At 69.6% G+C, this 25,361-nt stretch carries 24 protein-coding genes; 14 read left to right on the forward strand and 10 right to left on the reverse strand.

The features are described from left to right. Positions 1 to 20: 20 nt before the first annotated feature. Positions 21 to 1,736, forward strand: coding sequence for an ATP-binding protein (locus ACE3T2_RS09370; RefSeq protein ID WP_374656858.1), 1,716 nt, complete (start codon positions 21 to 23; stop codon positions 1,734 to 1,736). Here the strand turns inward: ACE3T2_RS09370 and ACE3T2_RS09375 are convergent. Both ACE3T2_RS09375 and ACE3T2_RS09380 read right to left on the reverse strand, forming a co-directional pair. Next, on the reverse strand, positions 1,733 to 2,272 hold the full coding sequence (locus ACE3T2_RS09375; RefSeq protein WP_374656859.1) for a phosphoribosyltransferase: 540 nt from the start codon (positions 2,270 to 2,272) through the stop codon (positions 1,733 to 1,735). The genes ACE3T2_RS09370 and ACE3T2_RS09375 overlap by 4 nt on opposite strands. Further along, on the reverse strand, positions 2,265 to 3,140 hold the full coding sequence (locus ACE3T2_RS09380) for a DUF3426 domain-containing protein (RefSeq protein WP_374656860.1): 876 nt from the start codon (positions 3,138 to 3,140) through the stop codon (positions 2,265 to 2,267). The genes ACE3T2_RS09375 and ACE3T2_RS09380 overlap by 8 nt, the downstream gene beginning before the upstream one ends. A 56-nt stretch (positions 3,141 to 3,196) precedes the next feature. Here ACE3T2_RS09380 and ftsE point away from each other — a divergent pair, with 56 nt between their 5' ends. The 4 genes from ftsE to ACE3T2_RS09400 are packed head-to-tail and all read left to right on the forward strand — an operon-like array spanning position 3,197 to position 6,133. Next, positions 3,197 to 3,913, forward strand: a complete 717-nt coding sequence (gene ftsE, locus ACE3T2_RS09385) for a cell division ATP-binding protein FtsE (protein WP_374656861.1) — start codon at positions 3,197 to 3,199, stop codon at positions 3,911 to 3,913. Next, a complete protein-coding gene (locus tag ACE3T2_RS09390; RefSeq protein WP_374656862.1) occupies positions 3,910 to 4,797 on the forward strand; it encodes a cell division protein FtsX in 888 nt (295 codons plus the stop codon). The genes ftsE and ACE3T2_RS09390 overlap by 4 nt, the downstream gene beginning before the upstream one ends. Continuing rightward, positions 4,794 to 5,417 carry a YdcF family protein gene (locus ACE3T2_RS09395; protein ID WP_374656863.1) on the forward strand — a complete coding sequence of 208 codons (624 nt, stop codon included), beginning with the start codon at positions 4,794 to 4,796 and terminating at the stop codon, positions 5,415 to 5,417. The genes ACE3T2_RS09390 and ACE3T2_RS09395 overlap by 4 nt, the downstream gene beginning before the upstream one ends. A 5-nt stretch (positions 5,418 to 5,422) precedes the next feature. After that, complete coding sequence (locus tag ACE3T2_RS09400) at positions 5,423 to 6,133, forward strand: lysophospholipid acyltransferase family protein (RefSeq protein ID WP_374656864.1); 711 nt, start codon at positions 5,423 to 5,425, stop codon at positions 6,131 to 6,133. A gap of 31 nt (positions 6,134 to 6,164) precedes the next feature. Here ACE3T2_RS09400 and ACE3T2_RS09405 read toward each other — a convergent pair whose 3' ends face one another. Continuing rightward, positions 6,165 to 6,704, reverse strand: a complete 540-nt coding sequence (locus ACE3T2_RS09405; RefSeq protein WP_374656865.1) for a gamma-glutamylcyclotransferase — start codon at positions 6,702 to 6,704, stop codon at positions 6,165 to 6,167. Here ACE3T2_RS09405 and ACE3T2_RS09410 point away from each other — a divergent pair. Then, positions 6,703 to 7,770 (forward strand): DUF2125 domain-containing protein, encoded by a 1,068-nt coding sequence (locus ACE3T2_RS09410; RefSeq protein WP_374656866.1) that lies wholly within the window; start codon positions 6,703 to 6,705, stop codon positions 7,768 to 7,770. The genes ACE3T2_RS09405 and ACE3T2_RS09410 overlap by 2 nt on opposite strands. On the opposite strand, the gene ACE3T2_RS09415 is transcribed toward ACE3T2_RS09410, so the two are convergent. Then, positions 7,767 to 8,342, reverse strand: coding sequence for a DJ-1/PfpI family protein (locus tag ACE3T2_RS09415; protein WP_374656867.1), 576 nt, complete (start codon positions 8,340 to 8,342; stop codon positions 7,767 to 7,769). The genes ACE3T2_RS09410 and ACE3T2_RS09415 overlap by 4 nt on opposite strands. Before the next feature lie 72 nt (positions 8,343 to 8,414). Continuing rightward, a complete protein-coding gene (locus ACE3T2_RS09420) occupies positions 8,415 to 9,662 on the reverse strand; it encodes a M24 family metallopeptidase (protein ID WP_374656868.1) in 1,248 nt (415 codons plus the stop codon). A gap of 144 nt (positions 9,663 to 9,806) precedes the next feature. On the opposite strand from ACE3T2_RS09420, the gene ACE3T2_RS09425 reads away from it, so the two are divergent. The 4 genes from ACE3T2_RS09425 (at position 9,807) to ACE3T2_RS09440 (ending at position 13,554) form a co-directional block, all read left to right on the forward strand. Beyond that, the gene (locus ACE3T2_RS09425; RefSeq protein ID WP_374656869.1) at positions 9,807 to 10,559 is read left to right on the forward strand and encodes a class I SAM-dependent methyltransferase; all 753 of its coding nucleotides are present in this window, start codon (positions 9,807 to 9,809) and stop codon (positions 10,557 to 10,559) included. Between the two features lie 119 nt (positions 10,560 to 10,678). Next, complete coding sequence (locus ACE3T2_RS09430; protein WP_374656870.1) at positions 10,679 to 11,485, forward strand: chorismate mutase; 807 nt, start codon at positions 10,679 to 10,681, stop codon at positions 11,483 to 11,485. A 12-nt stretch (positions 11,486 to 11,497) separates the two neighbouring features. Next, complete coding sequence (gene hisC / locus ACE3T2_RS09435; RefSeq protein WP_374656871.1) at positions 11,498 to 12,628, forward strand: histidinol-phosphate transaminase; 1,131 nt, start codon at positions 11,498 to 11,500, stop codon at positions 12,626 to 12,628. Further along, on the forward strand, positions 12,625 to 13,554 hold the full coding sequence (locus tag ACE3T2_RS09440) for a prephenate/arogenate dehydrogenase family protein (RefSeq protein WP_374656872.1): 930 nt from the start codon (positions 12,625 to 12,627) through the stop codon (positions 13,552 to 13,554). The genes hisC and ACE3T2_RS09440 overlap by 4 nt, the downstream gene beginning before the upstream one ends. A gap of 21 nt (positions 13,555 to 13,575) precedes the next feature. Here the strand turns inward: ACE3T2_RS09440 and ACE3T2_RS09445 are convergent, their stop codons facing one another. Further along, positions 13,576 to 15,606 (reverse strand): elongation factor G, encoded by a 2,031-nt coding sequence (locus tag ACE3T2_RS09445; RefSeq protein ID WP_374656873.1) that lies wholly within the window; start codon positions 15,604 to 15,606, stop codon positions 13,576 to 13,578. Positions 15,607 to 15,761: 155 nt separating this feature from the next. Here ACE3T2_RS09445 and ACE3T2_RS09450 point away from each other — a divergent pair, with 155 nt between their 5' ends. Together ACE3T2_RS09450 and ACE3T2_RS09455 are read left to right on the forward strand one after the other, a co-directional pair. Further along, complete coding sequence (locus ACE3T2_RS09450) at positions 15,762 to 16,094, forward strand: SMR family transporter (RefSeq protein ID WP_374656874.1); 333 nt, start codon at positions 15,762 to 15,764, stop codon at positions 16,092 to 16,094. An 85-nt stretch (positions 16,095 to 16,179) separates the two neighbouring features. Further along, positions 16,180 to 17,463: a serpin family protein gene (locus tag ACE3T2_RS09455; protein ID WP_374656875.1), complete on the forward strand. Its 1,284-nt coding sequence runs from the start codon at positions 16,180 to 16,182 to the stop codon at positions 17,461 to 17,463. Here the strand turns inward: ACE3T2_RS09455 and ACE3T2_RS09460 are convergent. The 3 genes from ACE3T2_RS09460 to ACE3T2_RS09470 all read right to left on the reverse strand — a co-directional run bounded on the left by ACE3T2_RS09460 (position 17,460) and on the right by ACE3T2_RS09470 (position 21,556). Next, entirely contained in the window at positions 17,460 to 20,138 is a 2,679-nt protein-coding gene (locus ACE3T2_RS09460; protein ID WP_374656896.1) for an ATP-dependent DNA helicase, read from the reverse strand. The two genes, ACE3T2_RS09455 and ACE3T2_RS09460, sit on opposite strands and share 4 nt — an antisense overlap. 119 nt (positions 20,139 to 20,257) lie before the next feature. Then, entirely contained in the window at positions 20,258 to 21,034 is a 777-nt protein-coding gene (locus tag ACE3T2_RS09465) for a DoxX family membrane protein (protein WP_374656876.1), read from the reverse strand. A 93-nt stretch (positions 21,035 to 21,127) separates the two neighbouring features. Further along, positions 21,128 to 21,556: a GFA family protein gene (locus ACE3T2_RS09470; RefSeq protein WP_374656877.1), complete on the reverse strand. Its 429-nt coding sequence runs from the start codon at positions 21,554 to 21,556 to the stop codon at positions 21,128 to 21,130. A gap of 117 nt (positions 21,557 to 21,673) precedes the next feature. On the opposite strand from ACE3T2_RS09470, the gene ACE3T2_RS09475 reads away from it, so the two are divergent. Further along, a complete protein-coding gene (locus ACE3T2_RS09475) occupies positions 21,674 to 24,145 on the forward strand; it encodes a ligase-associated DNA damage response DEXH box helicase (RefSeq protein ID WP_374656878.1) in 2,472 nt (823 codons plus the stop codon). 10 nt (positions 24,146 to 24,155) lie between these two features. Further along, positions 24,156 to 24,887 (forward strand): ligase-associated DNA damage response endonuclease PdeM, encoded by a 732-nt coding sequence (gene pdeM, locus ACE3T2_RS09480; protein ID WP_374656879.1) that lies wholly within the window; start codon positions 24,156 to 24,158, stop codon positions 24,885 to 24,887. Here the strand turns inward: pdeM and ACE3T2_RS09485 are convergent, their stop codons facing one another. Continuing rightward, the gene (locus ACE3T2_RS09485; RefSeq protein WP_374656880.1) at positions 24,888 to 25,361 is read right to left on the reverse strand and encodes a DUF3429 domain-containing protein; all 474 of its coding nucleotides are present in this window, start codon (positions 25,359 to 25,361) and stop codon (positions 24,888 to 24,890) included.

Raw genomic sequence — 25,361 nt, forward strand, 5'->3', positions numbered from 1 at the left:
CAGGGAAGGCGGGGGTTTCCGTGGCGCTGAACGAGATTCTGGACGACGGCCGCGAGGGCGCGACGCTGCGCATGAGCAAGCGCAGCGCCGTCAACCGCCGCGTGATCACTCTGCTGATGGGCGTGCTGCTCTGGGCCGAGTTCGGCTGGAGCGCGGCGCTCGCCTGGGGCGCCAACGGCCTGTTTCTGGAGATCCTTCTGGCCGCCAGTCAGCGGCATTTCGCTCAGCTCCAGGCCCAAGGCCGGCGAGTGTCGCGCGCTTTCCGCCTGATCTCGCCGACGATCATCAGCCTCTCCTGGTCGTCCATGGCGGCGGCGTGCTGGGTCTTCGGCTCCGAGCCGATGAAGTTCGCGGCCCTGCTCATTCTGTTCGGCATCATCATAGAGGCGCTGAAATACGCAGCGCTCAGCCGTGCCGCCTTCCTGGCCCTGATCCCGTGGCCCCTGCTGGCGCTGGTGTCAGCGCCGCTCTACCTGGCCGGCGTCGGCGGCTGGCGGCTGGGCGTTGTCATCCTGGCGCTGGTCGGGGTCGGCATGGCGGTCGTCGACGTCTCGCGCGCGTTGCGCGGCAACGCGCTCGCGCTGGAAAAGGCCCAGGCCGAGGCGCTGCAGGCCAGCCAGGCCAAGTCAGCCTTCCTGGCCATGATGAGCCACGAACTGCGCACTCCGATGAACGGGGTGCTGGGCATGGCGCACGCCTTGGCCTCGACCAGGCTCAGCCGCAAGCAATCGAACTATCTGGACATGATCGTCCAGTCCGGCGATGGCCTGATGGCGATCCTCAACGACATACTCGACCTGTCCAAGATCGAAGCCGGCAAACTGGAGCTCGAGGCTGTTCCCTTCGACATCGAGCGGATCGGCCGCCAGCTCTTCATGTTGTGGAGCGAGACCGCTCGCCAGAAGGGCGTCGAGTTGGCCTTGGAGATCGATCCGGCGACGCCGGTGTGGCTCGAAGGCGATCCGGTGCGCGTGCGTCAGATCCTGCTCAACCTGGTCTCCAACGCCCTGAAGTTCACTGATCAAGGCATCGTGGGGGTCGCCATCGGGCCGTCGGCGACCGGCGGGATCGAGTTGGTCGTCTCCGACACCGGGATCGGGATGACCGAGGAACAGCAGGCGCGTCTGTTCCATGCCTTTTCGCAGGGCGAGATTTCCACCACCCGCCGCTTCGGCGGCACGGGCCTGGGCCTGTCCATCTGTCGCCAGCTCGCCGAGATGATGGGCGGCGAGATCAGCGTCTCCAGCCGTCCCGGCCAGGGATCGACCTTCCGCGTCCGCCTGCCGCTGGCCCCCGCCGAAGGACCCGACGACGCCGACGGCGCCGGCGAGGTCGTCACCCTGGACGGCATGGGGGTCCTGGTGGTGGACGACAACAAGGTCAATCAAGCCGTCGCCCAGGCGGTGCTGGAAGCCGCCGGCGCCCAGGTGCGCTGCGCCGACGACGGCGTGGACGGTTTGGAGATGCTGCGTGCCGGGCGCTTCGACGTGGTGCTCATGGACATCCACATGCCGCGGATGGACGGGATCGAGGCTCTGAAGCGCATCCGCGCCGGCGAGGCTGGCCTGCGCTCGGTCCCGGTCATGGCCCTGACCGCGGACGCCATGTCCGGCGAGGGCGAGCGGCTGGTCGCCCTGGGCTTCGACGAGGCCCATCCGAAGCCGATCCAGCCGGCCGACCTGATCCATGCAGTGGCCGCGCTCGGCCGTCAGCAGGCTCTGCAGGTCGCGTCCTAGTCCAGCGCGCCGATGAAAGGCAGGCCGCGCAGGGCGCCGGCCGCATCCATGCCGTAGCCGACCAGGAACCGGGCCGGCGCCTCCCAGGCCACGAAGTCGGGAACGATGGCGCGCGGCGTCGGCCACGGCTTGGTCGCGAAGACCGCCGTAAGCACCCGGCTGGCGCCGGCGTCGTTGACCAGTCGGTGGGCCTCCGACAGCGACAGGCCGGTGTCGATGACGTCGTCGATGATCAGCGCCGTGCGTCCCGCCAGCGGGCGCTGCAGGTCGGCGCGCACTTCGCAGCGGCCAAGGCTGGCCCGCTCGTCGCCATAGGAGGCCAACCACAGGGCGTCGAACCGCACGAACCGTCCCTGACGGGCCAGGGCGCGCGTCAGGTCCGAGGCGAACCACAGCCCGCCGGTCAGCAGGCAGACGGCCACCGTCTCGTCGTCGATCGCCGGGGCGATCCGGCGGGCCAGGGCTTCGACGCGCCCGGCCACCTCCTGCTCGGTCAGCAGGACGTCGGGGACGCGGTCGGAGGCGGGTTCAGTCATGGGCGGGCGCCGGTTGAGCAGGAAGAGCGTCGGGACTGCCGGGGGCCAGCGGCTGGGCCTCGATCGGCGCCGGAACCGGCGGGGCGGTGGCCGGACGCAGGGCCGGAACGGCTGAACGGGCGGCGGGCGCGGGATCCGACTGCTGGACCTTTACGCCCAGCGGCTCGCGCGGGGCGAAGGCGACCTCCAGCTCCTTGGCGCGGGCCGGCGGGTCCAGCAGGGCGATGGCGAAGTGGCGCGTCTCTCCAGGCGGGATGCGCGCGTCGGCCGGACGGGCGATCTTGGTGGCGACCGCCTTGCCCTCGGCGTCCAACAGGCTGATGCGGAGCGGCGGGGTCACCACCGGTTCGTTCTCAATATTGCGGATCATGCCCGACACCGCCAGGGCGGCGTGGCCGTCCTGCAACGAGGGCTCGAACCGAACGCCCTCGATCACCAGGCCCAGGCTGTTTACCGGCAGGCCGACGCCCGCATAGGCGCTGGCCGTGCGCGGCCACAGGCGCACCACGTCCACGCGGAAGATAATGCCCAACGCGATGATCAGGACCAGCGCGGCGGCCATGCCGGCCCAGATCACGCCGGTCGCGGCGGCCTCGCGCACACGCCGCTCGGTGTCGGCCTTGGCGCGGAACGCCTTGGGCAGGTCCTCGCCGGTCAGGTCGCGCGCCGGCTTGTCGTCGATCTCGGCCGGCGCCGGCTCGCGCGCCACTGCGCCCTCGTCGTCCGAGGCGTGGAGTTCCAGGGTCGGTTCGGCGGTCGCGGTCCATCGCGCGCCGCAACTTGCGCACTTCACCAGCCGGCCTTCCGCGGGGATCTTGGAATCGTCCACGAAATAGCTGGTGGCGCAGTCTGGACAGGTCAGTATCATGACGGCCGAATCGGACGCTCCAGCAACCTCCACCGAGGTCGCCGATTTCGGCCCCCATGTCCAGAAACCCGAACGCCCCAGGCGCGACCGGCGCCGATCATGCCGTGGTCCGCTTCGATGATGTATCGATGCGCTATGGCCGTGCCCCCGAGACCTTGAAGGACATCACCTTCGCCCTGGAGCCCGGCTCGTTCCACTTCGTCACAGGCGCGTCCGGCGCGGGCAAGACTTCGCTCCTCAAGCTCGTGTTCCTGGCGGCCAGGCCGTCGAAGGGATTGTTGCACCTGTTCGGGCAAGACGTCTCCACCGTCGCGCGCGAGGACTTGCCGTTCCTCCGGCGCAGGATCGGGGTCGTCTATCAGGAGTTCAAGCTGCTCGATCACCTCTCGGTGTTCGACAACACCGCCCTGCCCCTGCGCATCGAGGGCCGTAAGCCGGACGACTACCGTGACGACGTGGCCGAGTTGCTGGCCTGGGTGGGCTTGAAGCATCGCATGCACGCCATGCCGGCGACCCTGGCCGGCGGCGAGCGCCAGCGCCTGGCCATCGCCCGCGCGGTGGTCAACCGGCCCGAGATCCTGCTGGCGGATGAGCCGACAGGCAATGTCGATCCCGAGATGGCGCTGCGCATCCTCAAGCTGTTCGTCGAACTGAACCGTCTCGGCGCGACCGTGCTGTTCGCCACCCATGACGAGGATCTGGTGGCCCGCTCGGGCATGCCGGTGCTTCACCTGGCCGGCGGCCGCCTCACCAAGCCTGGAGCGCGGCCATGAGCGACTTCGACGTCGCCGCCTGGCGGCCCGCCCCCTTCCTGCCCGAGACCGACGATCGCGACGGCTCGCTGACCTTCGTGGTCGCGGTGCTCTGCTTTCTCGCCTGCCTCACCCTGCTGGCCCTGCTTTCGGCCGACCGCGCCGCACGCGACTGGACCCGTCAGCTCGAAGGCCAGGCCACGGTGATCGTACGCCCCAAGGCCAATGAAACCCCGGACGGCGCCGCCGCCCGCGCCGCCGAGACCCTGGCGGGCGTCGACGGCGTGGCCGAGGCCCGCGCCCTGGAGCCGGAAAAAGCCGAGGCGCTGATCGCGCCCTGGCTGGGCGATGCGGACCTCTCCGACCTGCCGATTCCGCGTCTGGTGGCCGTGCAGCTCACCGCCGAAGCCCCGGCCAATGCGGCCGCCCTCGACCGCGCGCTGAAGGCCCAGGGATTGGACGCTGTGGTCGACGACCACACGGCCTGGATGGCCGATATCCAGCGAGCCGCGCGCTGGGCGCGCCTGGCGGGACTTGCGGTCTTCGCCCTGATCGCCGTCGCCGCCGCCGCGGTCATCGGCTTCGCCACCCGCGCCGGCCTCGCCGCCCGGCGCGAGGTCGTCGAGGTCCTGCACCTCTCCGGCGCCGAGGACGGCTTCATCGCCCGGCTGTTCCAGCTCAGGTTCGCGCGTATGGCGGCGCAGGCGGGGTTGTTCGGCGCGGGCGGCGCGGCGATCATGGGCGCCGTTTTTCGCCTGGCGGGGGGAGGCCAAGGTTTGACGCCGGTGCTGCCGATCGCCTGGACCGACCTGCTCTTCGTGATCCCCGCTCCGCTGGCGGCGGCCGGCGTCGCGGCCATCGCCGCGCGCTTCACCGCCCAGGCGCTGATCCGGGAGCTGGCGTGAGGGGACTGGCCGCCCTGCTGGTTGTCGTCGCCATCTGGGCGGCTGGCCTGCTGGCCTTCGCCGAGCGGGTGCAGCGCTCGACCCCTGCGGCCGAGCCCGAGCAGGCCGAAGGGATCGTTGTGCTGACCGGCGCGGGCTCCAACGCCCGCATCGCCGCGGCCATGGCCCTGCTCGAAGACGGCAAGGGCCGGCGCATGCTGGTCTCGGGCGTCAGCCGAGAGGCCTCGCGCGAAGACATCCGCGTGGTCAGCCGCGCCGCTCGCCGGCTCTACGATTGCTGCGTCGACCTCGGCTTCGACGCTGCCAACACCCTCGGCAACGCACGCGAGACCGAGGAATGGGCGCGGGCCATGCGCTATGACCGCTTGATCATCGTCACCGCCGACTATCACATCCCGCGCGCCATGCTCGAGCTGCGCGGCGCCATGCCGGGCAAGCGGCTGGTCGCCTATCCTGTCGAGACGCCGGTCATGAACGCCGCCCGCTGGTGGCGGACCAGCGGCTCGGCGCGCTTGATGGTGCTGGAGTATTGCAAGTATCTGGCGATCCTGGGCCGCGAGGCCGTGCTGAGCCTCGGCCCGCGCGCCGACGCCGAGGCGACCGTCGCCAAGAAAGGCTGAACTCCTTGACCGCTCTACGCTCCCTTCTCTTCGTGGCCCTGTTCTATCTGTGGTCGGTGATCATCGCGGTCGGCGCCGCGCCCATCTGCCTGCCCGCCCCGCGCCGCTGGACCATGGAGATGATGCGGCTGTGGGCCAGGGGCATCATCTTCCTGCTGAGCGCGGTCTGCGGCATCCGGGTCGAGGTTCGTGGGCGCGAGCACATGCCGACCGGCGCGGCGGTTCTGGCCCCCAAGCACCAGACCATGTTCGACGTCTTCGCCCAGTTCGCCCTGCTGCCTGACGCCTGCTTCGTGATGAAGAAGGAGCTGATGTGGATTCCCTTCTTCAGCTGGTACGCGATCAAGGCGAAGATGATCGTCGTCGATCGCGGGGGCCATTCGGCCGCCCTGCGCAAGCTGGTCAAGGACAGCCAGGAGCGCTTCGCCGACGCCCGCCAGGTGATGATCGCGCCTGAAGGCACCCGCGTGGCGCCCGGCGCTCCGCCCGACTACAAACCCGGCATCGCCGCCCTCTATCGCGAGATCGACGTGCCGGTGCACCCGGTGGCGACCAACGCCGGCGTGCACTGGCCAAAGCACGGCTTCCTGCGCAAGCCGGGCACCATTGTTTTCGAATATCTCGAACCCATTCAGCCGGGCCTCAAGCGCGCTGAATTCATGCGCACGCTGCAGGAGCGCATCGAGACCGCCTCCAACGCCCTGCTGCCGTTGTAGGCTCTACGTCTCTCCAGGGGAGGAAGATCCGTCACCCCGCAGCCAACTCGCGGGCCTCGACCATGCCCAGCAGCTTTTCCATCGCCGCATCGTGGACGCCCTGTTCGCGCAGGTGCACGACGAGATCGCGCAGATAATCGACATTGCGGCCCGACAGCCCGGCGGCTCCCGAGATCAGCTCGGCCTGTCGCTCCAGACTCAGCGCCCCGGCCCATTGCGGATGGTGGACGTCGGACAGGAAGACCAGGGTCTCGACCCGATGCCCATTGGCCAGGCGGATGTTGGCGCGCGCTTCGATATAGGTCTCGGTCGGCTGCTCGCGCTCGCGCAGATAGGCGTAGGTCTCTTCCCAGTGCGCCTCGGACACGCGATAGGCCGCCCCGCGAACCGCTCCGCCGGGGGCCAGGCCCAGCACCAGGCCCGGACGCTGGTAGGTCCCGCGGTGGTGCACCGAATAGATGCAGAACGCGCGCCGCCGCCCGTGTAGGGTGGCCGCCTGGCGCTCGACGAACTCGAACCCCGGACGCCACATCAGCGACCCGTAACCGAAGATCCAACGTTCAACCGACATGGCCCGCCGCGACAACTCCGCCCCGCCTGCCCCCCCTGTGCCTCATCCCGCTCCCGACCGCAAACCTGGACGCAAAGCGCTGTACGCCCCGTTCGTCTTGGCCGGCGTCGTCGCCGTGGCCTGGAGCGGCTTCTGGCTCTACGCGCGCGGCGAGGCGGCCAAGCAGATCGATCTGGGCGCGACCGCCCTGCGCAACGCCGGCTACGACGTGGCCTGGAGCGAGCAAACCATCGGCGGCTATCCGTTCCGCCTGAACGTCACCCTCAAGGACGCCCGCATCCGCGAGCCGTCCGGCTGGGCGCTGACGGCGCCGAGCCTGGAGAGCCAGGCCTTCCTGCATGGCCTGTCGACCTGGGTGATCGCCACGCCTCAGGGCCTGACTTTCGTGCGGCCCATCGGCGGCCCAGTCGAGGTCAAGGGCGATGTGATCCACGCCAGCCTGTCGGGCCTGGACAAGCCCCTGCCCAAATTCTCGTTCGAGGGGACCAAGCTTTCCTTCGTCCCGGCCGCAGGCGCCCAGCCCTTTGCGCTCTCGGCCGCCGACCGCGTGGAGTTCCACCTGCGTCCCGGCCCGGACGACCAGGCCGCCGTGTTCTTCAAGGTCGACGCTGGCAAGGCGCGGCTCTCGGGCCTGTTCGCCCGCATCGCCGGCGACAAGCCGATCTCGATCACCTGGGATTCGATCCTCTCCAAGGTGAGCAGCTTCAAGGGCCGCGACTGGCCGGCCACGGTGCGCGCCTGGTCGACGGCGGGCGGGCGCATGACCGTACGCAACGCCGGGATCACCGCCGGCGAAGCGGTGATCGGCGCCCAGGGCGGGACCTTGAGTGTCGGCTATGACGGGCGGCTGAATGGCTCGCTCGACGTCACCCTGCGCGAGGCGCCCAAGGCGCTCGGGGCCATGGCCGAGACCGGGACGATCCGGCCGGAAGCGGCGATGGCGGCCTCGGCCGTCGCCATGGCCCGCCAGGGCTCCAACGACGTCGCCCGCGCCAACATCACCTTCCAGGCCGGCCAGACGACGCTGGGTCCGGTGGCGATCGGACCCGCGCCTAAGGTCTATTAGGCCAGTTCGGCCGCACACATCGCCTTGAACTGGGCCAGGCCCTCGCTCGCCTCGGGCAACAGCGCGCCCAGCACCTCGACGGTGAAGGTCACTGGCGCCGAGCCGGGCGCGGTGACGAGCGTGCCGTCGCGGACCGCCGCCGGCGTGTCGGCATAGAGATCCCAGGCGCGATAGCCGCCCGCGCCCTGGCGCAGGAACTCCAGGCTGTTGGACGTGTGGCGCCGAGCGTCCATCAGGCCGGCGCGCGCCACCGCCAGGGTCCCGGCGCAGATGCCGCCGACCACCTTGCCGGCGCCGTCCGCCGCCCGGAGCTCGGCCGAGACGTCCGGCGCGCCCTGCCCCGACCATTTGTCCGAGCCGACCACCACCAGGGCGTCGTAATCGGCCGGCTTCAGCGCCTCGATCGCGCCGCCCGGATGCACGACCATGCCGCCGATCGAGGCGACCGGCTTGCCGCCCGGCGTGTGGAACGAGGTCGAGCCGCCGAAATAGGCCCGCAGGGCCGCGCTCATGTGCGCGTGCTCCCAGTCGGCGAAATCGTCGATGAGGATGAAGGCGATGTGCTTGCCCATAGGTCGGCTCCGGCTGGGGGAATGAGCGCATCCTGGCCCATTCCGGCGCCGAAACCTGTCAGCAGCGTGGCGTCAGCCCATCGGGTTGTCGATCGACGGCGGCGGCTTCGAAAACCACTTCGGCCCGGCGTCGGTCATGTGGATGCAATCCTCCAGCCGCACCCCGAATTTGCCCGGAAGGTAGAGACCCGGCTCATTGGAGAGGCACATGCCCGGCGCGAGCTTCGTCGCCTCGCCATGGACGAAGTTGATCGGCTCGTGGCCTTCCAGCCCGATGCCGTGGCCGGTGCGATGCGACAGACCCGGCAGGCCGTAGCGAGGACCATAGCCCAGGCTCTCGTAGTACCGGCGCACCGCATCATCGACCGCGCCGGCGGCCGTCCCGACCTTCGCCGTCTCGAAGGCGATCTGCTGCCCTCTGGCCACCTCGCCCCAGACCTTCCGCTGCTCGGCCGTCGGCTCGCCGAACACGAAGGTCCGCGAGATGTCGGACTGATAACCCTCGACCGTGCAGCCGCAGTCCATCAGCACGACTTCCCGGTCCCGCACTTCCTGCGGCTTGCCCGACCCGTGCGGATAGGCCGCCGCCTCACCGAGCAACACCATCGAGAACTCGGGTTTGCCGCCCAACGCCGCGGTGGCCTTGCTCATTATCGCGCCGATGTCGCTCGGCCTCATGCCGCGCTCGACCTTCGAATGGGTGTAGCGATAGGCGGCGATGGTGACGTCGGCGGCGATCTGCATCAGCGCCAGCTCGGCCGGCGACTTGATCATCCGGCAGCCGCGGATCACCGGCGCCCCTGGCACGAACGTCGCGTTGGGCAACCTGCGCGCCAAGCCATCGCTGACGAAGAAACGGACGCTTTCCTCAACCCCGATCTTGCCGCTCGCCAACTTGCGCGCCTTCAGCCAGTCGGCGACCGGCCCCGCCGGATCCTCATCTTCCTGCCAGGTCCGCACCTCGCCGGGCACGGCCAGGCTCTCGCGCACCGACGGCTCCTCGAAAAAGGGCGTGATGATCAGCAGATCGCCTTCGACCGGAATGACCGCAGCCGTCACCCGCTCGCTGCGGCGCCACTGCACGCCGGTGAAGTAGGTCAGAGAGGCGCCCGGTTCGATCACCACCGCCGACAGCCCCTGGGCCTTCATCAGGCTTTGGGCCTTAGCCACCCGCGCCAAACGCTCGGCCTGGGAGATCGGAACCGCGCCGGCGGTCATCCTGGTCAGGCCCTCGACCTGGGCCGCCGCCATGCCGCCAGCCGCGGCGCTCAGACCCAGGCCCGCCACGCCCGCCAGCATGGCCCTGCGATTGACGCTCATATTTCTCTCCCCGGAACTTTGCGGGACCTATGGCGCCGCTTGGGCTGTATTTGAGCGCGTTTCGATCTACGCTCAATTGCAAATCCGGCGAGATTTCACCTGGCGCGCCGGCGGCCTCGAAAGGCCCTCAAGGGAGGACGACCCATGCTGAAGTTCAAGGGACTGCTGGCGCTGACGGCGGGCGCGATCGTCATGGCCAGCGCCGCCTCGGCCGCGCCGCCGGCCAATGTTACGGCTGCCCTGGCCGACCCCGCCCGCCCGGCCGAGGACGTCGCGCGCGACGCGGCGCGCAAGCCCGGAGACCTGCTGGCGCTGATGAACGTGAAGCCGGGCGCCAAGGTCGCCGACTTCGTGATCGGCGGCGGCTACTTCACCCGCATCCTCTCGGCGGCGGTCGGACCGACCGGCCATGTCTACGCCTACCAGCCGGCCGAGTTCATCGCCTACCAGGCCTCGTACGGCGAGAACCTCAAAAAGGTCGCCGGCGCCTACAAGAACGTCACTCCGCTGGACGCCAGCTTCCAGGCCCTGGACCTGCCCGACGGGCTCGACGCGATCATCACCGTCCAGAACTATCACGACCTCTATCTGAAGCCGTTCCCGGTCGGCACCGCGGCCAAGGTGGACGCCGAGCTCTTCAAATCGCTGAAGCAGGGCGGGGTGTTCCTGGTGGTCGACCACCAGGCGGTCGCCGGATCGGGGACCAGCGCCGCCGACAGCCTGCACCGCATCGATCCCGAGGCGGTGAAGAAGGACCTGACCGCCGCCGGCTTCAAGCTGGAGAGCGAGAGCAAGCTGCTGGCCAACGCCGCCGATCCGCATACGGCCAGCGTGTTCGACGCCTCGATCCGCGGCAAGACCGACCAGTTCATCCTGGTGTTCCGCAAACCGAAGTAGGCGAGCGGGCGCCTGGCCCCGCGAACCGGTATCGGATGCAACTTTTTTGCGGCGACGGGGCCTATTGCACCCTCGCCCGCAATGACCTAAGCGCCGAACCTTCGTTTTCGGGGGAAAGTATGGCGAACGCCGATCCCAAGACCGCCGCGCCCAGCCTCGAGGCCGTGCGTGCGCGCATCGATGCGATCGACGCCCAGTTGCTGGCGCTGGTGGACGAGCGGGCGGGACTGGCCGTCCAGGTCGCTGCGGCCAAGGCCGCCGCGGGCGACGGCGACAAGTTCGCCCTGCGCCCGGGCCGCGAAGCCCAGCTGCTGCGCCGCCTTCTCGACACCCCCCGCAACGCTGCGCGCCCCAGCCTCGTCGTGCGCATCTGGCGGGAGTTGATCGGCGACAGTCTCTCGCGCCAGGGCGCGTTCCACATCTCGGTCTATGGCGGGCGCGACAGCGGCCGTGCGGTCGAGGGCGCGCGCCTGCGCTTCGGCGCCGCACCGCCGCTGCGCCAGGTCGCCAAGCCCGAGGACGCCATCGCCGCAGCCAAGACGCCGGGGGGCGTGGCCGTTCTGTCGCTCGCTTCGGAAACGCCCTGGTGGGGCCGCCTGCTGGTCGAGCCGAAGCTGCGGGTGTTCGCCGCCCTGCCGTGCCTGTCGTCATGGGGTCCGCGCGCGGCGGTCGCCGTGGCTGAGGTCGAGGTCGAACCCACCGGGGCGGACCTGACCTTCTGGGTCACCGACGCCGGCGGCTCGGCCGAGGCGATTGAGGCGGCGCTGGGACGCGACGGCGTGGCCGGCGACCTGATCGCCGAAGCCGGCGGCCTCAAGCTCTTCGCGTTGATGGGCTTCTACCAGCCAGACGATGCGCGCCTTGCCCGCGCGCCCGGCCGCCTGACCGGCGTCATCGGGGCTGCGCCCGCCCCGCTCGACGTGTAGAAGCCGCGGGCCATGTCCGACATCAGCCTCGACCGCGCCGCCGCCCCGCGCCCTATGCCCAAGCCGGGAATCCTGGAAATCGCCGCCTATGTGCCCGGCAAGTCCAAGGTCGAAGGGATCGAGCATCCGCTGAAGCTATCTGCCAACGAGAACATTCTCGGCTCCAGCGAGAAGGCCCGCGAAGCCTTCGCCGGTGCTTTCGACAAGCTGCAGATGTATCCGGACGGCCAGTCCAACGAGTTGCGCGACGCCATCGCCGACCACTTCGGCCTGGAGCGCGAGCGCCTGATCATGGGGTGCGGGTCGGACGAGATCTTCCACCTGCTGTGCCAGACCTTCCTCGAAGCCGGCGACAACGTGGTCCAGGGCGAATACGGCTTTGGCGCCTATGCGATTAGCGCCCGCGCCTGCCAGGCGGAGCCGCGCTTCGCCAAGGAGCCGAATTATCGCATCGACGTCGACGAGATGCTGAAGCTGGTCGATGCGCGCACTCGCATCGTCTTCGTCGCCAATCCGGGCAATCCGACCGGCACCTGGCTGAGCGGCGAGGAAATCCGTCGCCTGCACGCGGCCCTGCCGCCCAGCGTCATCCTCTGCCTCGACGGCGCCTATGCAGAGTTCTGCAGCGATCCGCGCTTCGAGGACGGCCTGTCGATGGTCCGCGAGTTCGAGAACGTCGTCGTCACCCGCACCTTTTCCAAGCTGCACGGCCTGGCTGCGCTGCGCGTCGGCTGGGGCTACATGACCGCCGAAATGGCCAGTGCAATGGACCGCATCCGCCTGCCCTTCAACGTCAACATCCCGGCTCAGCTGGCCGCCAAGGCGGCCCTCGCCGACGAGGACTTCCAGCGCCGCTCGCTGGACCTGGTCGAGCAGTGGCGCCCCTGGCTGACCCAGCAACTCGGCGGCCTGGGGCTGGAGCCGGTGCCATCGGCGGCGAACTTCGTCCTGGTCGGCTTCCCCAAGACGCCGGGCCGCACGGCCAAGGACGCCGAGGCGTTTCTCAGCGCCCGCGGCCTGATCATCCGCTATGTCGGCAGCTACGGCCTGCCTGACCACATCCGCATCACCATCGGGCGCGAAGCCGATAACCGCGCCATCGTCGAGGCCCTGGCCGAATTCATGAAGGGGCCGGCGGCGTGAGCGTCATCTATCCGCGCATGGCCGTGATCGGCTGCGGCCTGATCGGCTCGTCGGTGATCCGCGCCTCCCGCGAGGCCGGCGTGGTCGGCCACGTGTTCGTCGCCGACGCCAGCGAGGCCCATCGGGCGCGCGTCGTCGAGCTGGGCTACGCCGACGAGGTGACAGGCGACATCGCGCAAGCGGTCAAGGACGCCGATCTGGTGGTGCTGGCCGTGCCGGTGCTGGCCATGGGCGAAGCCGCCGCCGCCGCCGCATCGGCGCTGAAGCCGGGTGCGACGGTCACCGACGTCGGTTCGGTCAAGGGCAGCGTCGCCGACGCCATGGCCAAGGCCCTGCCGGACAATGTCTTCGTCATTCCCGGCCACCCGATCGCCGGCACCGAGCATTCCGGACCCGACGCGGGCCTGGCTGAACTGTTCCAGAACCGTTGGGTGATCCTGACGCCGCAGCCGCGAGAGGACGCCGCCTATGTCGAGGCGACCGCGCGCCTCGCCGAGTTCTGGGGCGCGCTCGGCGCCAACGTCGAGCAGATGGATATCCGCCACCACGACCTGGTGTTGGCCGTCACCAGCCACCTGCCCCACCTGATCGCTTACAATATCGTCGGCACCGCCGCCGACATGGAGGAGGTCACCCAGGCCGAGGTGATGAAGTACTCGGCCGGCGGCTTCCGCGACTTCACCCGCATCGCCGCCTCGGACCCGACCATGTGGCGCGACGTCTTCGTCGCCAACAAGGAGGCGGTGCTGGAGATCCTCGGCCGCTTCACCGAAGACCTCCAGGCTCTGTCGCGGGCGATCCGCTGGGGCGAGGCCGACAAGCTGTTCGACCTCTTCACCCGCACCCGCGAAATCCGCCGCGGCATCATCGCAGCCGGCCAGGAAAGCGCCGAGCCCAATTTCGGCCGCGACCGCGGCAAGCACTGACGTCCGTCCGTCTGCTCGCGGCTACGCCGCCGGTTGCTCGCCCTTGGCCACCTGTTCGGCGAGCCGTCCTGGAAGCTCGGCCATGTGGTCGAACTCCGCGGTGAACTCGCCCAGGCCCTGGGTCAGGCCTCGCAGTTCGACGATCAGGTCCTGTCGCTCCGCCCGGGGCAGGCAGACCTCAATCTCGTCCCAGTCGGCCCAGCCTTCGCGCGGGTGGAAGCCCAGGATCTGGCCGCGTCGCGCCGTCACCGCCTGGGTGATCTTCGAGGTCGAGGCCTGGGGCGCATGGATGACGATCTTCTCCACCGGCTCCAGCAGGTAGGGCGCGCCAGCCCGCAGGCCCTCGCTCATGGCCAAGCGCCCGGCGGCGCGGAAGCTCATCTCCGAGGAGTCGACGCTGTGGTAGGAGCCATCGACCAGCACGACCTCGACGTCTGTCACCGGAAAGCCGAGCGCGCCGCGCTCCATGGCGTCGCGCACCCCCTGCTCGACGGAAGGAATCCACTGCTTGGGGACCACCCCGCCAGTGATCTTCTGCGAGAAGGCGAAACCTTCGCCGCGCGGACGCGGGCGGATCTCCAGCACGACGTCGCCGAACTGGCCGTGGCCGCCGGTCTGCTTCTTGTGGCGGCCGCGCTGGGTGACCGGTTTGCGCAGCGATTCCTGGTACGAGACCTTCGGCCGGCTGGTCGCCGCCTCGACATTGAAGCGCCGCTTGAGGCGATCGATCACCACATGCAGGTGCGCCTCGCCGCGCCCGGCGATGATGGTCTCGTGGGTCTCGGGATCCTGGCCGATGGCCAGCGCCGGGTCCTCCTCCGCCAGCTTCAGCAGCGCCGCCGACAGCCGCACGTCGTCCTTGCGGTCCTTGGCTGCGATCGACATTGCATAGAGGGTCGCCGGCGGTCGGGCGCCGTCGGCCCAGCTTCGGGGCTTGCCGTCCAGCGACAGCAGCGCGCCGGTCGATGCCCCGTCCAGCTTGCCGATGGCGACGACCTCGCCCTCACGCGCCCGGTCGGTCTTCTTGCCGTTCGGCGCGGTGAAGACAGTCAAGCCGCCGGCGCGCGCCTTGCCGCCGTCGCCGAAGGTCAGCTCCGCACCGTCGGCCATCTCGCCGGACATCACCCGGGCGAAGGCCAGCTTGCCCGCCTGGCCGGCGTAGGAGGTCTTGAAGACATAGGCGCAGGGCCCTTCGATCCCCATGCGCGCTGCGGCCGCCATCACGTCCGGCGTCTCATGTCGCAGCGCCTTCAGCAGCCGGCGCACGCCGAAACCGTTCATGGCCGAGCCGAAGAACACCGGCGTGATCAGGCCTTGGGCCAGGTCCGCCACCAGGTCGGCGAAGACCGTATCCTGGCTGGGATTGAGATCCGACAGCAGCTGCTCCATCAGCGCGTCGTCGAAGTCGGCCAGTTGCTCCAGCATGTGGAAGCGCGCGTCGGCCTCCAGGGTCGCGACATCGCCGGAAAGGTCGACCTGCTGGCTGGGCTGGCCGGGGCGGTAGACGAAGGCGCGCTCCAGGGCCAGGTCCACGAAGCCGGTCACGTGCTCCTTCTCGACGAGCGGGATCTGCCGTGCCACCAGCCGGTTCCCCGACGCGGGCGCCATGGCGGTCAAGAGCTCGTCCAGCCCCCCGTGCGCCTGGTCGATCTTGTTGACGAACACCGCGTGCGGCGTGCGTCGCTGCTCCAGTTCCTTGAAGATCGGCTGCAGCAGAGCCGCTCGCCCCGGGTTCGGATCGGCGACGATGATCGCCAGGTCCACCGCCGGCAGCACATAGTCCTCGCAGCCGGCGAACTCCGGCGACCCGGGGCAGTCGACCACCGAATAGCGGTCGCCCATGAACTCGAAGCCGGCGACGTTGAACTCCACGCTCTGGCCTCGCGCGCGGGCCTCGGGTGTGGCGTCGCCGATGCTGGTGGAGCCCACCTCGCCCTGTCGCGGGACCGCGCCCGCAGCGAACAGCATGGCTTCCATGAGGGTTGTCTTGCCGGATCCCGCCGCGCCGACCAGCGCGATGGCGCGTGCGGAACCGGAACCTGGTCTGCCCATTTGCAGGCCCTCCCAAGCTCTAGAGGCGCCCGCCTCGTTGGGAGCGGGCGCATGTGACCCCGACCGGTTCCTATGCTTCCACCCGAGAAGCCCGCAGCGCAAGGCTTGGCCGCGCCATGCGAAACACGCCATCGTGTTCGTAACGGGAGATGCGGATGAATGGATACGCTTGGCTGGCCATCGCCATCGTCGCCGAGGTGATCGGCACCTCGACGCTCAAGGCCTCGGAGGGCTTCACCCGCCTCCTGCCCTCGGTCGTCACGGCGATCGGCTACGCCATCGCCTTCTACTGCCTGTCCCACTCGATGAAGACGGTGCCGGTCGGCGTCGGCTACGCGATCTGGTCGGGCGTCGGCATCGTGCTGATCACCGCCATCGCCTGGGTCGCCTTCAAGCAGCGGCTCGACCTGCCGGCCCTGGCCGGCATGGGCCTGATCATTTCAGGCGTGCTGGTGATCAATCTCTTCTCCAAGAGCGCCGTGCACTGAAGGGGCGCGACACAATCTTAGGATGTTGCCACGGGGGAGATACGCACTCAAGCTGCACCCAGGCTAGGACGTGACAGGTTGCGGCATGCGGCGCTTTTCGCGGCGAAAGACGCTCGGTTTGATGATCGGCAGCGCCCTGTTGAGCGCCTGCGGGGACCGCCGCCAGCCGTCGGAAGAGCCTGCGCCCAAAGCCGCCCCTTTGTCGCCGTTGCCGGACCCCACTGGCCAAGCCGTCAGCTTCTGCGAGAGCGCCACGTCTTTCGGGGAGTCGCTGATTGACCTGCTGCAGCAGCAGGGCCCCTCCAAAACCCAGGTCGTCTCTCCGCTGAACCTCGCCGCCACTCTGGCGATGCTAGGACAAGGCGCTCGGGGACGAACGGCCGCCGAGATCGCCGCCGTGCTCAGGCTCGATCGAGCCGGGTCGACGTTGAGCGCGGTCGGCGAAGCATATGCATCGGTCCGCTCGCGTCTCGTTTCCACCCCGAACCGCGTCGCACCGGTTCCAGCCACCGTTCTGACGGCGAACGGTCTCTGGATCGACGACGCGCTCACGCTCGCTCCAGCGTTTCGCGCGACGCAGGCAAAGGCCTTCGACGCGCGAATTGAAAGCGCCGACCTTTCGAACCCGGCGACGGCGAGGCAGATCAACGCGTTTGTCGAGCGCGCCACAAAGGGGCTGATTTCCAGCTCCGTAGAGCCCGGCGACCAACTGGCGACGCTCGTTAACACGCTCTATTTCAAGGGCGGCTGGCTTCTGCCCTTCGAAAAATCGGAAACCCGGACTGAACCGTTCACGCGAGCGGACGGCTCTAAGATCATGACGTCGCTGATGCGCCGGAACTCGTTCTATCGGTACTTCGAGTCGTCACAGCTTCAGGCCGTAGCGCTATCCTATGCGGACTTCCGCTATGAGCTCGTGCTCGTCCTGCCGCGCAAACCCGGCCTGCCGCCAAAATGGGCGACCTCGGCGCTGGCTGGACTAGGCCCCGACGAGACCAATTGGGAGCTTCGCGAGGGAGAGGTGATCGTCCCGCGCCTGAATCTGCGCATACGGGCCGGTGTAATCGACCCGTTACGGCGCATGGGCCTGACCGAGACGCTCAGCCGGTCGCCCGATTTTCCCGGGATCGCCGCTCAACCGCTAACAATCGGGGCCATCGCGCATGACGTCGTCTTCCTGATGGACGAGGAAGGCGTCGAGGCGGCCGCCGTCACCGAAGCGGATACGGCCGCCGCGGCGACCGATCCTACCCCGCCGCCTCCACCCTTCACCTTCCGAGCCGACCGTCCGTTCGGCTTCGTACTTCGCGAAATTGAGTCGAAGGCGCCGCTGCTGATGGGATCTGTCGCCGATCCGGTTTCCCGCTAGTCGGACGGAGGTCCCAAAAATTCGCTCACAGCCTCGATCACCTCGACCAGGCTCAGGCGGTCGACGCGCACGCCTTCGGGCAGGCCGGAGAACAGGCGTGTCGGGGCCGCGGCGTCCAGCATGACGAACACGCCCTTGTCGTCGGCGCGACGGATCAGGCGGCCGAAGGCCTGGGAGATGCGGGCGCGGGCGACATTGTCGTCATAGACCTTGCCGCCGAAGCGCGTGCGCCGCGCCTTGTGCAGGATGTCGGGCCGCGGCCAGGGCACGCGGTCGAAGGCCAGCAGCCGCAGCGAGCGCCCCGGCACGTCGACCCCGTCGCGCACCGCGTCGGTGCCGAGCAGGCAGGCGTCCTCCTCGGCCCGGAAGATGTCGACCAGGGCGCCGACCTCCAGCGGGTCGACATGCTGGGCGTAGAGCGCCAGCCCCTTGTCGGCCAGGGGTGCGGCGATCTTCTCATGCACCGCGCGCAGGCGGCGGATGGCGGTGAAGAGGCCCAGCCCTCCGCCTCCCGCCGCCAGGAACAACTCGCGCATCGCCGCGGCCACTTGGCGGGGATCGTCGCGCCCGATGTCGGTGACCACATAAGCCCGCGCATTTGCCGCGTAGTCGAAGGGCGAGGCCAGTTTCAAGGTCTTGGGCCGGTCGGGCAGGCGCGCCGCGCCGGTGCGCATCTCCGCCAGGGCGAAGGGGTCGTCCAGAGTCGGGTCCGAGAGGGTGGCGCTGGTCACCAGAACGCCGTGGGCCGGGGCGATGACGGCGTTGGTCAAGGGCTCGGTCGGGTCGACCCAGTGGCGGCGGCAGGCGGCGTCCACCACCCGGCCATAGAGGAAGGTGGCGTCGAACCAGTCGACGAAATCCGGGTCATCCTCCGCGTCTTCGTCGATGGCCCGCAGCATCGAGCGCCAGGCCGGCAGCAGCATGCGGCAGCGTCGGTCCAGACCCCGCAGCGCGCCCTCGATGCGGCCGCGGTCGCTGGTGACGATCTGGGCCGCCTCCTCATCCAGCAGGTCTTCCAGCGCGCGGGCCAACGCCAGCAGCGGCGCCTCGATTTTCGCCAGCGCCGCAGCCGCATCGCGGGCGGTGGCGCGCACCAGGTCCAACGCCGGGCGCGCGGCGCACTCCATGCCGACGTCCGAGGGCGCGGCGCGGGCGCGAAGCTGCTCGATCACCGCCACCAGGAAGGCCTCGATCGGGCCGATGGGGTTCACCTCGCCGTTCGGCGGCGCGATGCGGCCCGACCAGCCCTCGCCCGGCAGGGCCGAGGCGGCCTGGATGGCGTCGGAAAGGGCCATGCGCGCCTCCTCCCGGTCGCCCAGCATGTCCATCAGCCGCGCCTCCAGCCCGCGGCCGCGCCGGCCCCGCCCTTCCGGCCCGCGGATCCAGCGGCGCAGCTCGGCCGTCTCCTGGCCCGACAGCGCCGCCGAGAACGCCGCGTCGGCGGCGTCGAAGAGGTGGTGGCCCTCGTCGAAGACGATGCGACGCGGCTGGGTGGTCTCGGCGTCGCCCTTCGAGCCACGGGCGGCGCGCGCACCGTCGAAGGCCGCCTGGGTCATGACCAGGGCATGGTTGGCGATAACCAGGTCGGCGCGGCGCGAACCGCGGATCGCCTTCTCGACAAAGCAGGCGCGATAGTGCTGGCAGCCAGTGTGGATGCACTCGCCGCGCCGGTCGACGAGGTTGCCGGCGCTCGCCTGCCCCGCGGCCGGCACGGCGAACAGGGTCGGCAGCCAGGCCGGGAAGTCGCCACCGGTCATGTCGCCGTCACGGCTGGCCCGCGCCCAGCGCGCCGTCAGACCGATCCCGACCAGGTCCGCCCCGCCGAGTTGGGCGGTGTTGGCCATATCCTGGAAGTTCAACAGGCAGAGATAGTTCTCGCGCCCCTTGCGCACGACCGCCTTCTTGGCGCGCACCTTGGGGTCGGGAAAGATCGAATGGCTCTCGCGCTCGATCTGCCGCTGCAGGGCGCGGGTGTAGGTCGAGACCCAGACCGACGGCCCGTTGGCCTCAGCCCACAGCGAGGCCGGCGCCAGATAGCCCAGGGTCTTGCCGACCCCGGTGCCGGCCTCGGCCAGCATCATACGCGGCTCGCCTTCGCGCTCGCGCGGCTGGAAGGCGAAAGCCGCCTCGGCGGCATATTCGACCTGGGAGGGCCGCGCCTCGTCCAGCCCCGCCCGCTGCAGCAGTTCGGCCAGACGCTGGGCCGCCTCCTCCGGCGCAACCGGCTTGGAACTGGCCTCGCCGAGCGGCGCCTGGTCCTCCCACTCCATGATGCGGGTCCAGACATCGAGGCCCGAGGTCCGGAACTGGTTGCCGACCGGACGCGAGCGCAAGGCCGCCACGCAGGCCGGACCCCAAGCCCAGCCGGCCCGCATCAAGGTCTCGGCGATGGCCAGCGCCTCCTCGCGGCTCGGCTGTGGAGCCTCGGCCAGCTCGCCCAGCAGCCGCGCGCAGGCCTCGCGCAGCGCCTCGGCCTGGGCCTGCGCCCCTTTCGGCTCGGCCATACCCAGCGCCTGCGCCAACCCCACCGCCGACGGCGCGCAGAAGGTGGCCGGCCGCACGAAGGCGTAGAGCTCCAGGGCGTCGAAATGGCCGGGCAGGCGCGGCGGGGCGTTCAGCCCCAACCGCCGCGCGGTCATCGAGGCGTGGGCGACCAGGACCGGCCCCTGCTGCATCAGGTCGCGCGCATCGGGCGGGCGGATCGCCTGGGCGCCGGCCGCATCGGCCGCCGCCGCCCTCGGGCCGGGCAGCACCACCAGGGCGGGCGCAAGATCGAGACTCGGGGCGAGCGCGTTCACCCGTTCGGCTTAGCGGCTTTTCCCCCGAAACGGAACGCGAACGATGTCGCGGAAGGCGCGCGTGCGGCGATCTGGTCGGCCACGCTCCAGGCCGCGCCAGTCAGGCAGAGCGCAACGGCGGTCATGGTCCATTCCAGCTGACTGTTCGGGTCGGCGAGGATCCGCGGAACGTGCAGCAGCAGTACGAAACCGGCGAACATCATGCCCAGCAGCCGGGAAGCCAATCTCGCCCATACGCCGGAGATGATCGCCAAGCCCGCAGCCAGGTGGCAGACTCCCGTCGCATAGGCCCAGAAATGCTGGTCTGGCGGGATCCAGGCCGGGACCATCGAAGCGGTGAAGTCGGCATAGGCGAAATGGGCCGTCCCGAACACCAGCGGGCAGAGACCAAAGGCGCGGACCGCCAGCCCGCCGGCGCTGCGGGCGCCCGCCGTCGGCAGCCAAAGCGCCGCACCGGCCAAAGCCAGGGCGAGGCTCTCAGCCACGCCGTTCCAGGCTCCGAAGTCGGCGGGCGCGTCCATGACCGCCCGGGTGTGCAGCACGATCCAGAGGCCGAACATTGCGGCCAGGGCCGCCGCCGCGATCCCACGCAAGCGCCGCGCCTGTATCGCCAGGCCCGTCGCCACGAAACCGGCCGCGCTCAGCAGGGCGATCGCCTCGCGCCCCGCCCAGCCGCGCGGGACCGGCTGCCATTGCAGGGCGAAGTCGCGGAAGATCAGACAGACCGCGCCCAGCAGGACCGCGCCCGCGCCATAGATACGAAACCCCGCCACCGCGCCTGCTCCCCAGCCTTGGCCGAGCCGAAAGCTCCGAGCCGATTGGGGCGCGATTGCGACGGTTGCTCAGTCTTTACCGGCGCGTCGCGCTCACTCGGCGATCGCCTCGCCGGAGCCGCCGAACTCGGCCGGGAAGTCCTTCAGCTTGGGCAGGCCGTCGCGCATCGGCAGCACCGTCTCGGCGTAATTGACGTGCACGCCGGGCTGGAAGTCGAGGCCCGGCAGCGTGGCGGCGAACACATCGACCAAACCCAACGTAGGATGGTTGGTCATCAGGTGGCCTCCGCACTTGGTGCAGTACTGGCGTTCGCTCATCTCCGTCTTGGCGTAGGTGGCCAGGCTGTCGGCGCCTGCTATCACCTTCACATCCTCCGGTCGCCAGAGGCTGAAAGCGTTTACCGGGCCGCCGGACCAGGATCGGCATGATCGGCAATGGCAGTAACCCATGGCCTGCGGCGCGCCGGCCGCCTCGATCTTCACCGAACCACAGAAGCACTCACCCTGGTACGTCTCGGTCATGGCCGGATCCTTCTCAGAGTTGCAGGCCGCCACCATGGCGCCGCTGGGCGGCGGCGACCAGCGACCTAGGATCGCAAGGCGCTTGCGCGAAACGTAACGCGAACATCATATGACGCCATGGCCGACAGCCCGGCGTTCCCGCCCGATCTCCTGCCTGCGAAGTTCGCCGCCTGGTTCGAAGGCCGCGGCTGGAGCCCGCGCGCCCACCAGCTGGAGATGATCGAGAAGGCGCGCGAAGGCCGCGACACTTTACTGATCGCCCCGACCGGCGGCGGCAAGACGCTTGCCGGCTTCCTGCCCAGCCTGATCGAGCTGGCGGAGCGACCGCCGGCCAATGCGCCGCGCGGAATCCACACCCTCTACATCTCGCCGCTCAAGGCGCTCGCCGTCGACGTCGAGCGCAATCTGATGGCGCCGATTCTCCAGATGGGATTGCCGATCGTGGCCGAGAGCCGCACGGGCGACACGGGCGCTGCGCGGCGCCAGCGTCAGCGGGTCAAGCCGCCGGACATCCTGCTGACCACGCCGGAACAGCTCGCCCTGTTCTGCGCCTGGGAGGGCGCGCGGCTCTACTTCGAGGATCTTTCCTGCGTCATTCTCGACGAGATCCACACTCTGCACGGCTCCAAGCGCGGCGACCTGCTGGCGCTCGACCTCGCGCGCCTGCAGCAGTTCGCCCCCAACCTGCGCCGCGTCGGCCTCTCGGCGACCGTCGACGACCCTGACGTGATCCGTCGATGGCTGAGCTGTGGGCGGGGGACCGCCCCACATGAGTCCGTCGCCCTGGTTCGTGGCCCAGGCGGGGCCGCGCCGATCGTCGACATGCTGCTGTCGGAAGGCCGCGTGCCGTGGGCCGGACACACCGCCAAGCACGCCATGGACGAGGTCTACGACGCCATCAAGCAGGCGCGAACCGCGCTCGTCTTCGTCAATACCCGCTTCCAGGCCGAGTTTGCCTTCCAGGAGCTGTGGCGGCTGAACGAGGACAACCTTCCTATCGCCTTGCACCATGGCAGCCTGGCCGCCGAACAGCGGCGTAAGGTCGAGGCGGCCATGGCCAGGGGCGAGTTGCGCGCGGTGGTCTGCACCTCGACGCTCGACCTCGGCATCGACTGGGGGGACGTCGACCTGGTCATTCAATTGGCCAGCCCGAAGGGCGCCAGCCGCATGGTCCAGCGCATCGGCCGCGCCAACCACCGGCTGGACGAGCCGAGCCGCGCCCTCTTCGTGCCGGCCAACCGCTTCGAGATGCTGGAGTGCCAAGCCGCCCGCGAGGCCATCGCCGAGAACCGCTTCGACGGCGAGCTCAGCCGGATCGGCGCGCTCGACGTGTTGGCCCAGCACGTCATGGGCTGCGCCTGCTCCGAACCCTTCGACCTCCTGGCGCTTTACGATGAGATCACCAGTTCCGGTCCCTATCGCGACCTCTCATGGGAGGATTTCGAGCAGGTCGTCGATTTCGTCTCGACTGGCGGCTATGCGCTGAAGACCTATGACCGCTTCCGCCGGATCGTGAAGATGCTGGACGGCCGCTGGACCGTGCGCAACGCCGAGACCGCGCAGCGCCACCGCCTGAATGTCGGCGCCATCGTCTCGCCCGCCATGCTTGCGGTGCGGGTCTCGATCGGAAAGGGCCGGGCCGGCCGCAAGATCGGCGAGGTCGAGGAAGGCATGCTGGAGATGCTCGATCCCGGCGACACCTTTGTCTTCGCCGGTCAGGTCTGGGCCCTGGTCGCCGTCACCGGGACCGAGGTGCTGGTCAGCCCGGCGACCAACAAGGACCCGAAGATGCCATCCTGGGGCGGGTCGAAGTTCGCGCTGTCCACGTTCCTGGCCACGCGCGTGCGCGAACTGATGTTCGACCAGGCGCACTGGAGCGTGCTGCCGCCCGACGTGCGCGAATGGCTGGAGGCCCAGCGCGACCTGTCGCTGATCCCCCCCGCCGACGACATGCTGCTCGAGACCTTCCCGCACGGGAAGCGACATTTCCTCGTGGTTTATCCGTTCGAGGGGCGGCTGGCCCACACCACGCTGGCCATGCTGCTGACCCGGCGGCTGGAGCGGGCCGGGGTCGGACCGTTGGGCTTCGTCTGCAACGACTACGCTATGGCGATCTGGGCGCTAAAGCCGATGGATGGCCTCGATTTCGACGAGCTGTTCGCGCAGGACATGCTGGGCGACGACCTGGAGGCGTGGCTCGCCGAGAGCTTCATGATGAAGCGCGCCTTCAAGGGCTGTGCGATCATCTCGGGGCTGATCGAGCGGCGATTCCCGGGGCATGAGAAATCCGGACGCCAAGTGACCTTTTCGACGGATCTGATCTACGACGTGCTGCGCCGACACCAACCCGACCACCTGCTGCTGCGCTGCGCCCGGGACGACGCGGCCACCGGCATGATCGATGTGGCGCGCCTTTCCCAGATGCTGGCGCGGATCGCCGGCCGCATCCGCCATTCGCCGCTGGGGCGCCTGTCGCCCTTCTCGGTCCCGATCCTGCTGGAGATCGGCAAGGAACGCTCGCCGGGCAGCGCCGCCGACCTGATCCTTGCGGAGGCCGAGGAAGACCTGATCGCCGAGGCTCTGTCCTGAGCATGAAGCCGTGAGCGCCCTGCCCGCCTCGTCCGCCGCCTACGCCTTCGCCGCCAGCCCATGCGGCGGCCTGCGCACCGACCTCAACGGAACCACGGTGACCCTTCGCGCCAGCGGGGCGTTGTGGATCGAGGCCCGCCGCATGCTGGTCGTCGCCGACCTGCACCTGGAAAAAGGCTCCGCCTATGCGGCGCGCGGCCAGATGTTGCCGCCCTATGACACGCGCGACACCTTGCGCCGGCTCCAGGGGGAGATCATCGCCGCCGCGCCACAGGCCGTGGTCCTGCTAGGCGACACCTTCCACGACCGTAAGTCCGAAGATCGCCTGGCGCGTGACGATGCCGCCGCGCTGCGCGCCCTCGCGGGCATGACGCGATTGATCTGGGTGGTCGGCAATCACGACTCCGACGGCCCGCGCGACCTGCCCGGCGAGACTCTGGACGAAATCGCGGTCGAAAGCCTCATCCTGCGCCACGAACCGACCGAAGGACCGCAGGCGGGCGAGGTCGCCGGCCATCTGCACCCCTGCGCCCGCATCGTCGCCGCCAGCGGCAGCGTGCGGCGGCGCTGCTTCGTGACCGACGGGGCGCGGATGGTGGTCCCCGCCTTCGGCGCCTATGCGGGCGGCCTCAGCATCCGGGACGAAGCCTTCGCCGGACTGTTCGCCCGCGCCCCGCTCTGCGGCGCATTGGGCGCTGGCCGCGTCCACGCAATCGGTTGGCGGTCGATCAAGGCGGACTGACTACAGGCGCAGCGCCTGCTCCAGCGCCAGGGCCAGCGAGAGGCACGCGCCGAGCGTGAGGGTCGTCATCAGCCGCGGATAGCGCGCCGGCACGTCGGGCGCGGTGTGATCGTACAGCCATTGCAGGATGAAGGCCGCGATCAGGCCGCCGAGCAGCCAGCTCGTCTCGAGAGCTCCGCGCGAGAACAGCAGCGACCAGCCGGCGATCGGCGACAGGACCGACTGCCCCAGCCGTGTCCAGCGGGGCTGGGCCCGGCCGCTCTCCAGGCCCCAGCGAATTCCCCCCAGGAAGCCCAGCATGATCGCCGACCAGGTCAGCAGGACGCTGAGCGCCGGGCCGCTGAGATCGGCCGGGCCGTAGAGATAGACGAGCGCTGAGATCGGAAACGGCGCCAGGCCCATCAGGGCGATCGCCCAGAGCGGGGCGGGCGTCACGGCCTCGGCATGGACATGGGTCTCGGCGTGCAGATCCAA

Origin of the sequence: Phenylobacterium sp., from assembly GCF_041919955.1 — a bacterium.
Taxonomy (GTDB): Bacteria; Pseudomonadota; Alphaproteobacteria; order Caulobacterales; family Caulobacteraceae; genus Phenylobacterium.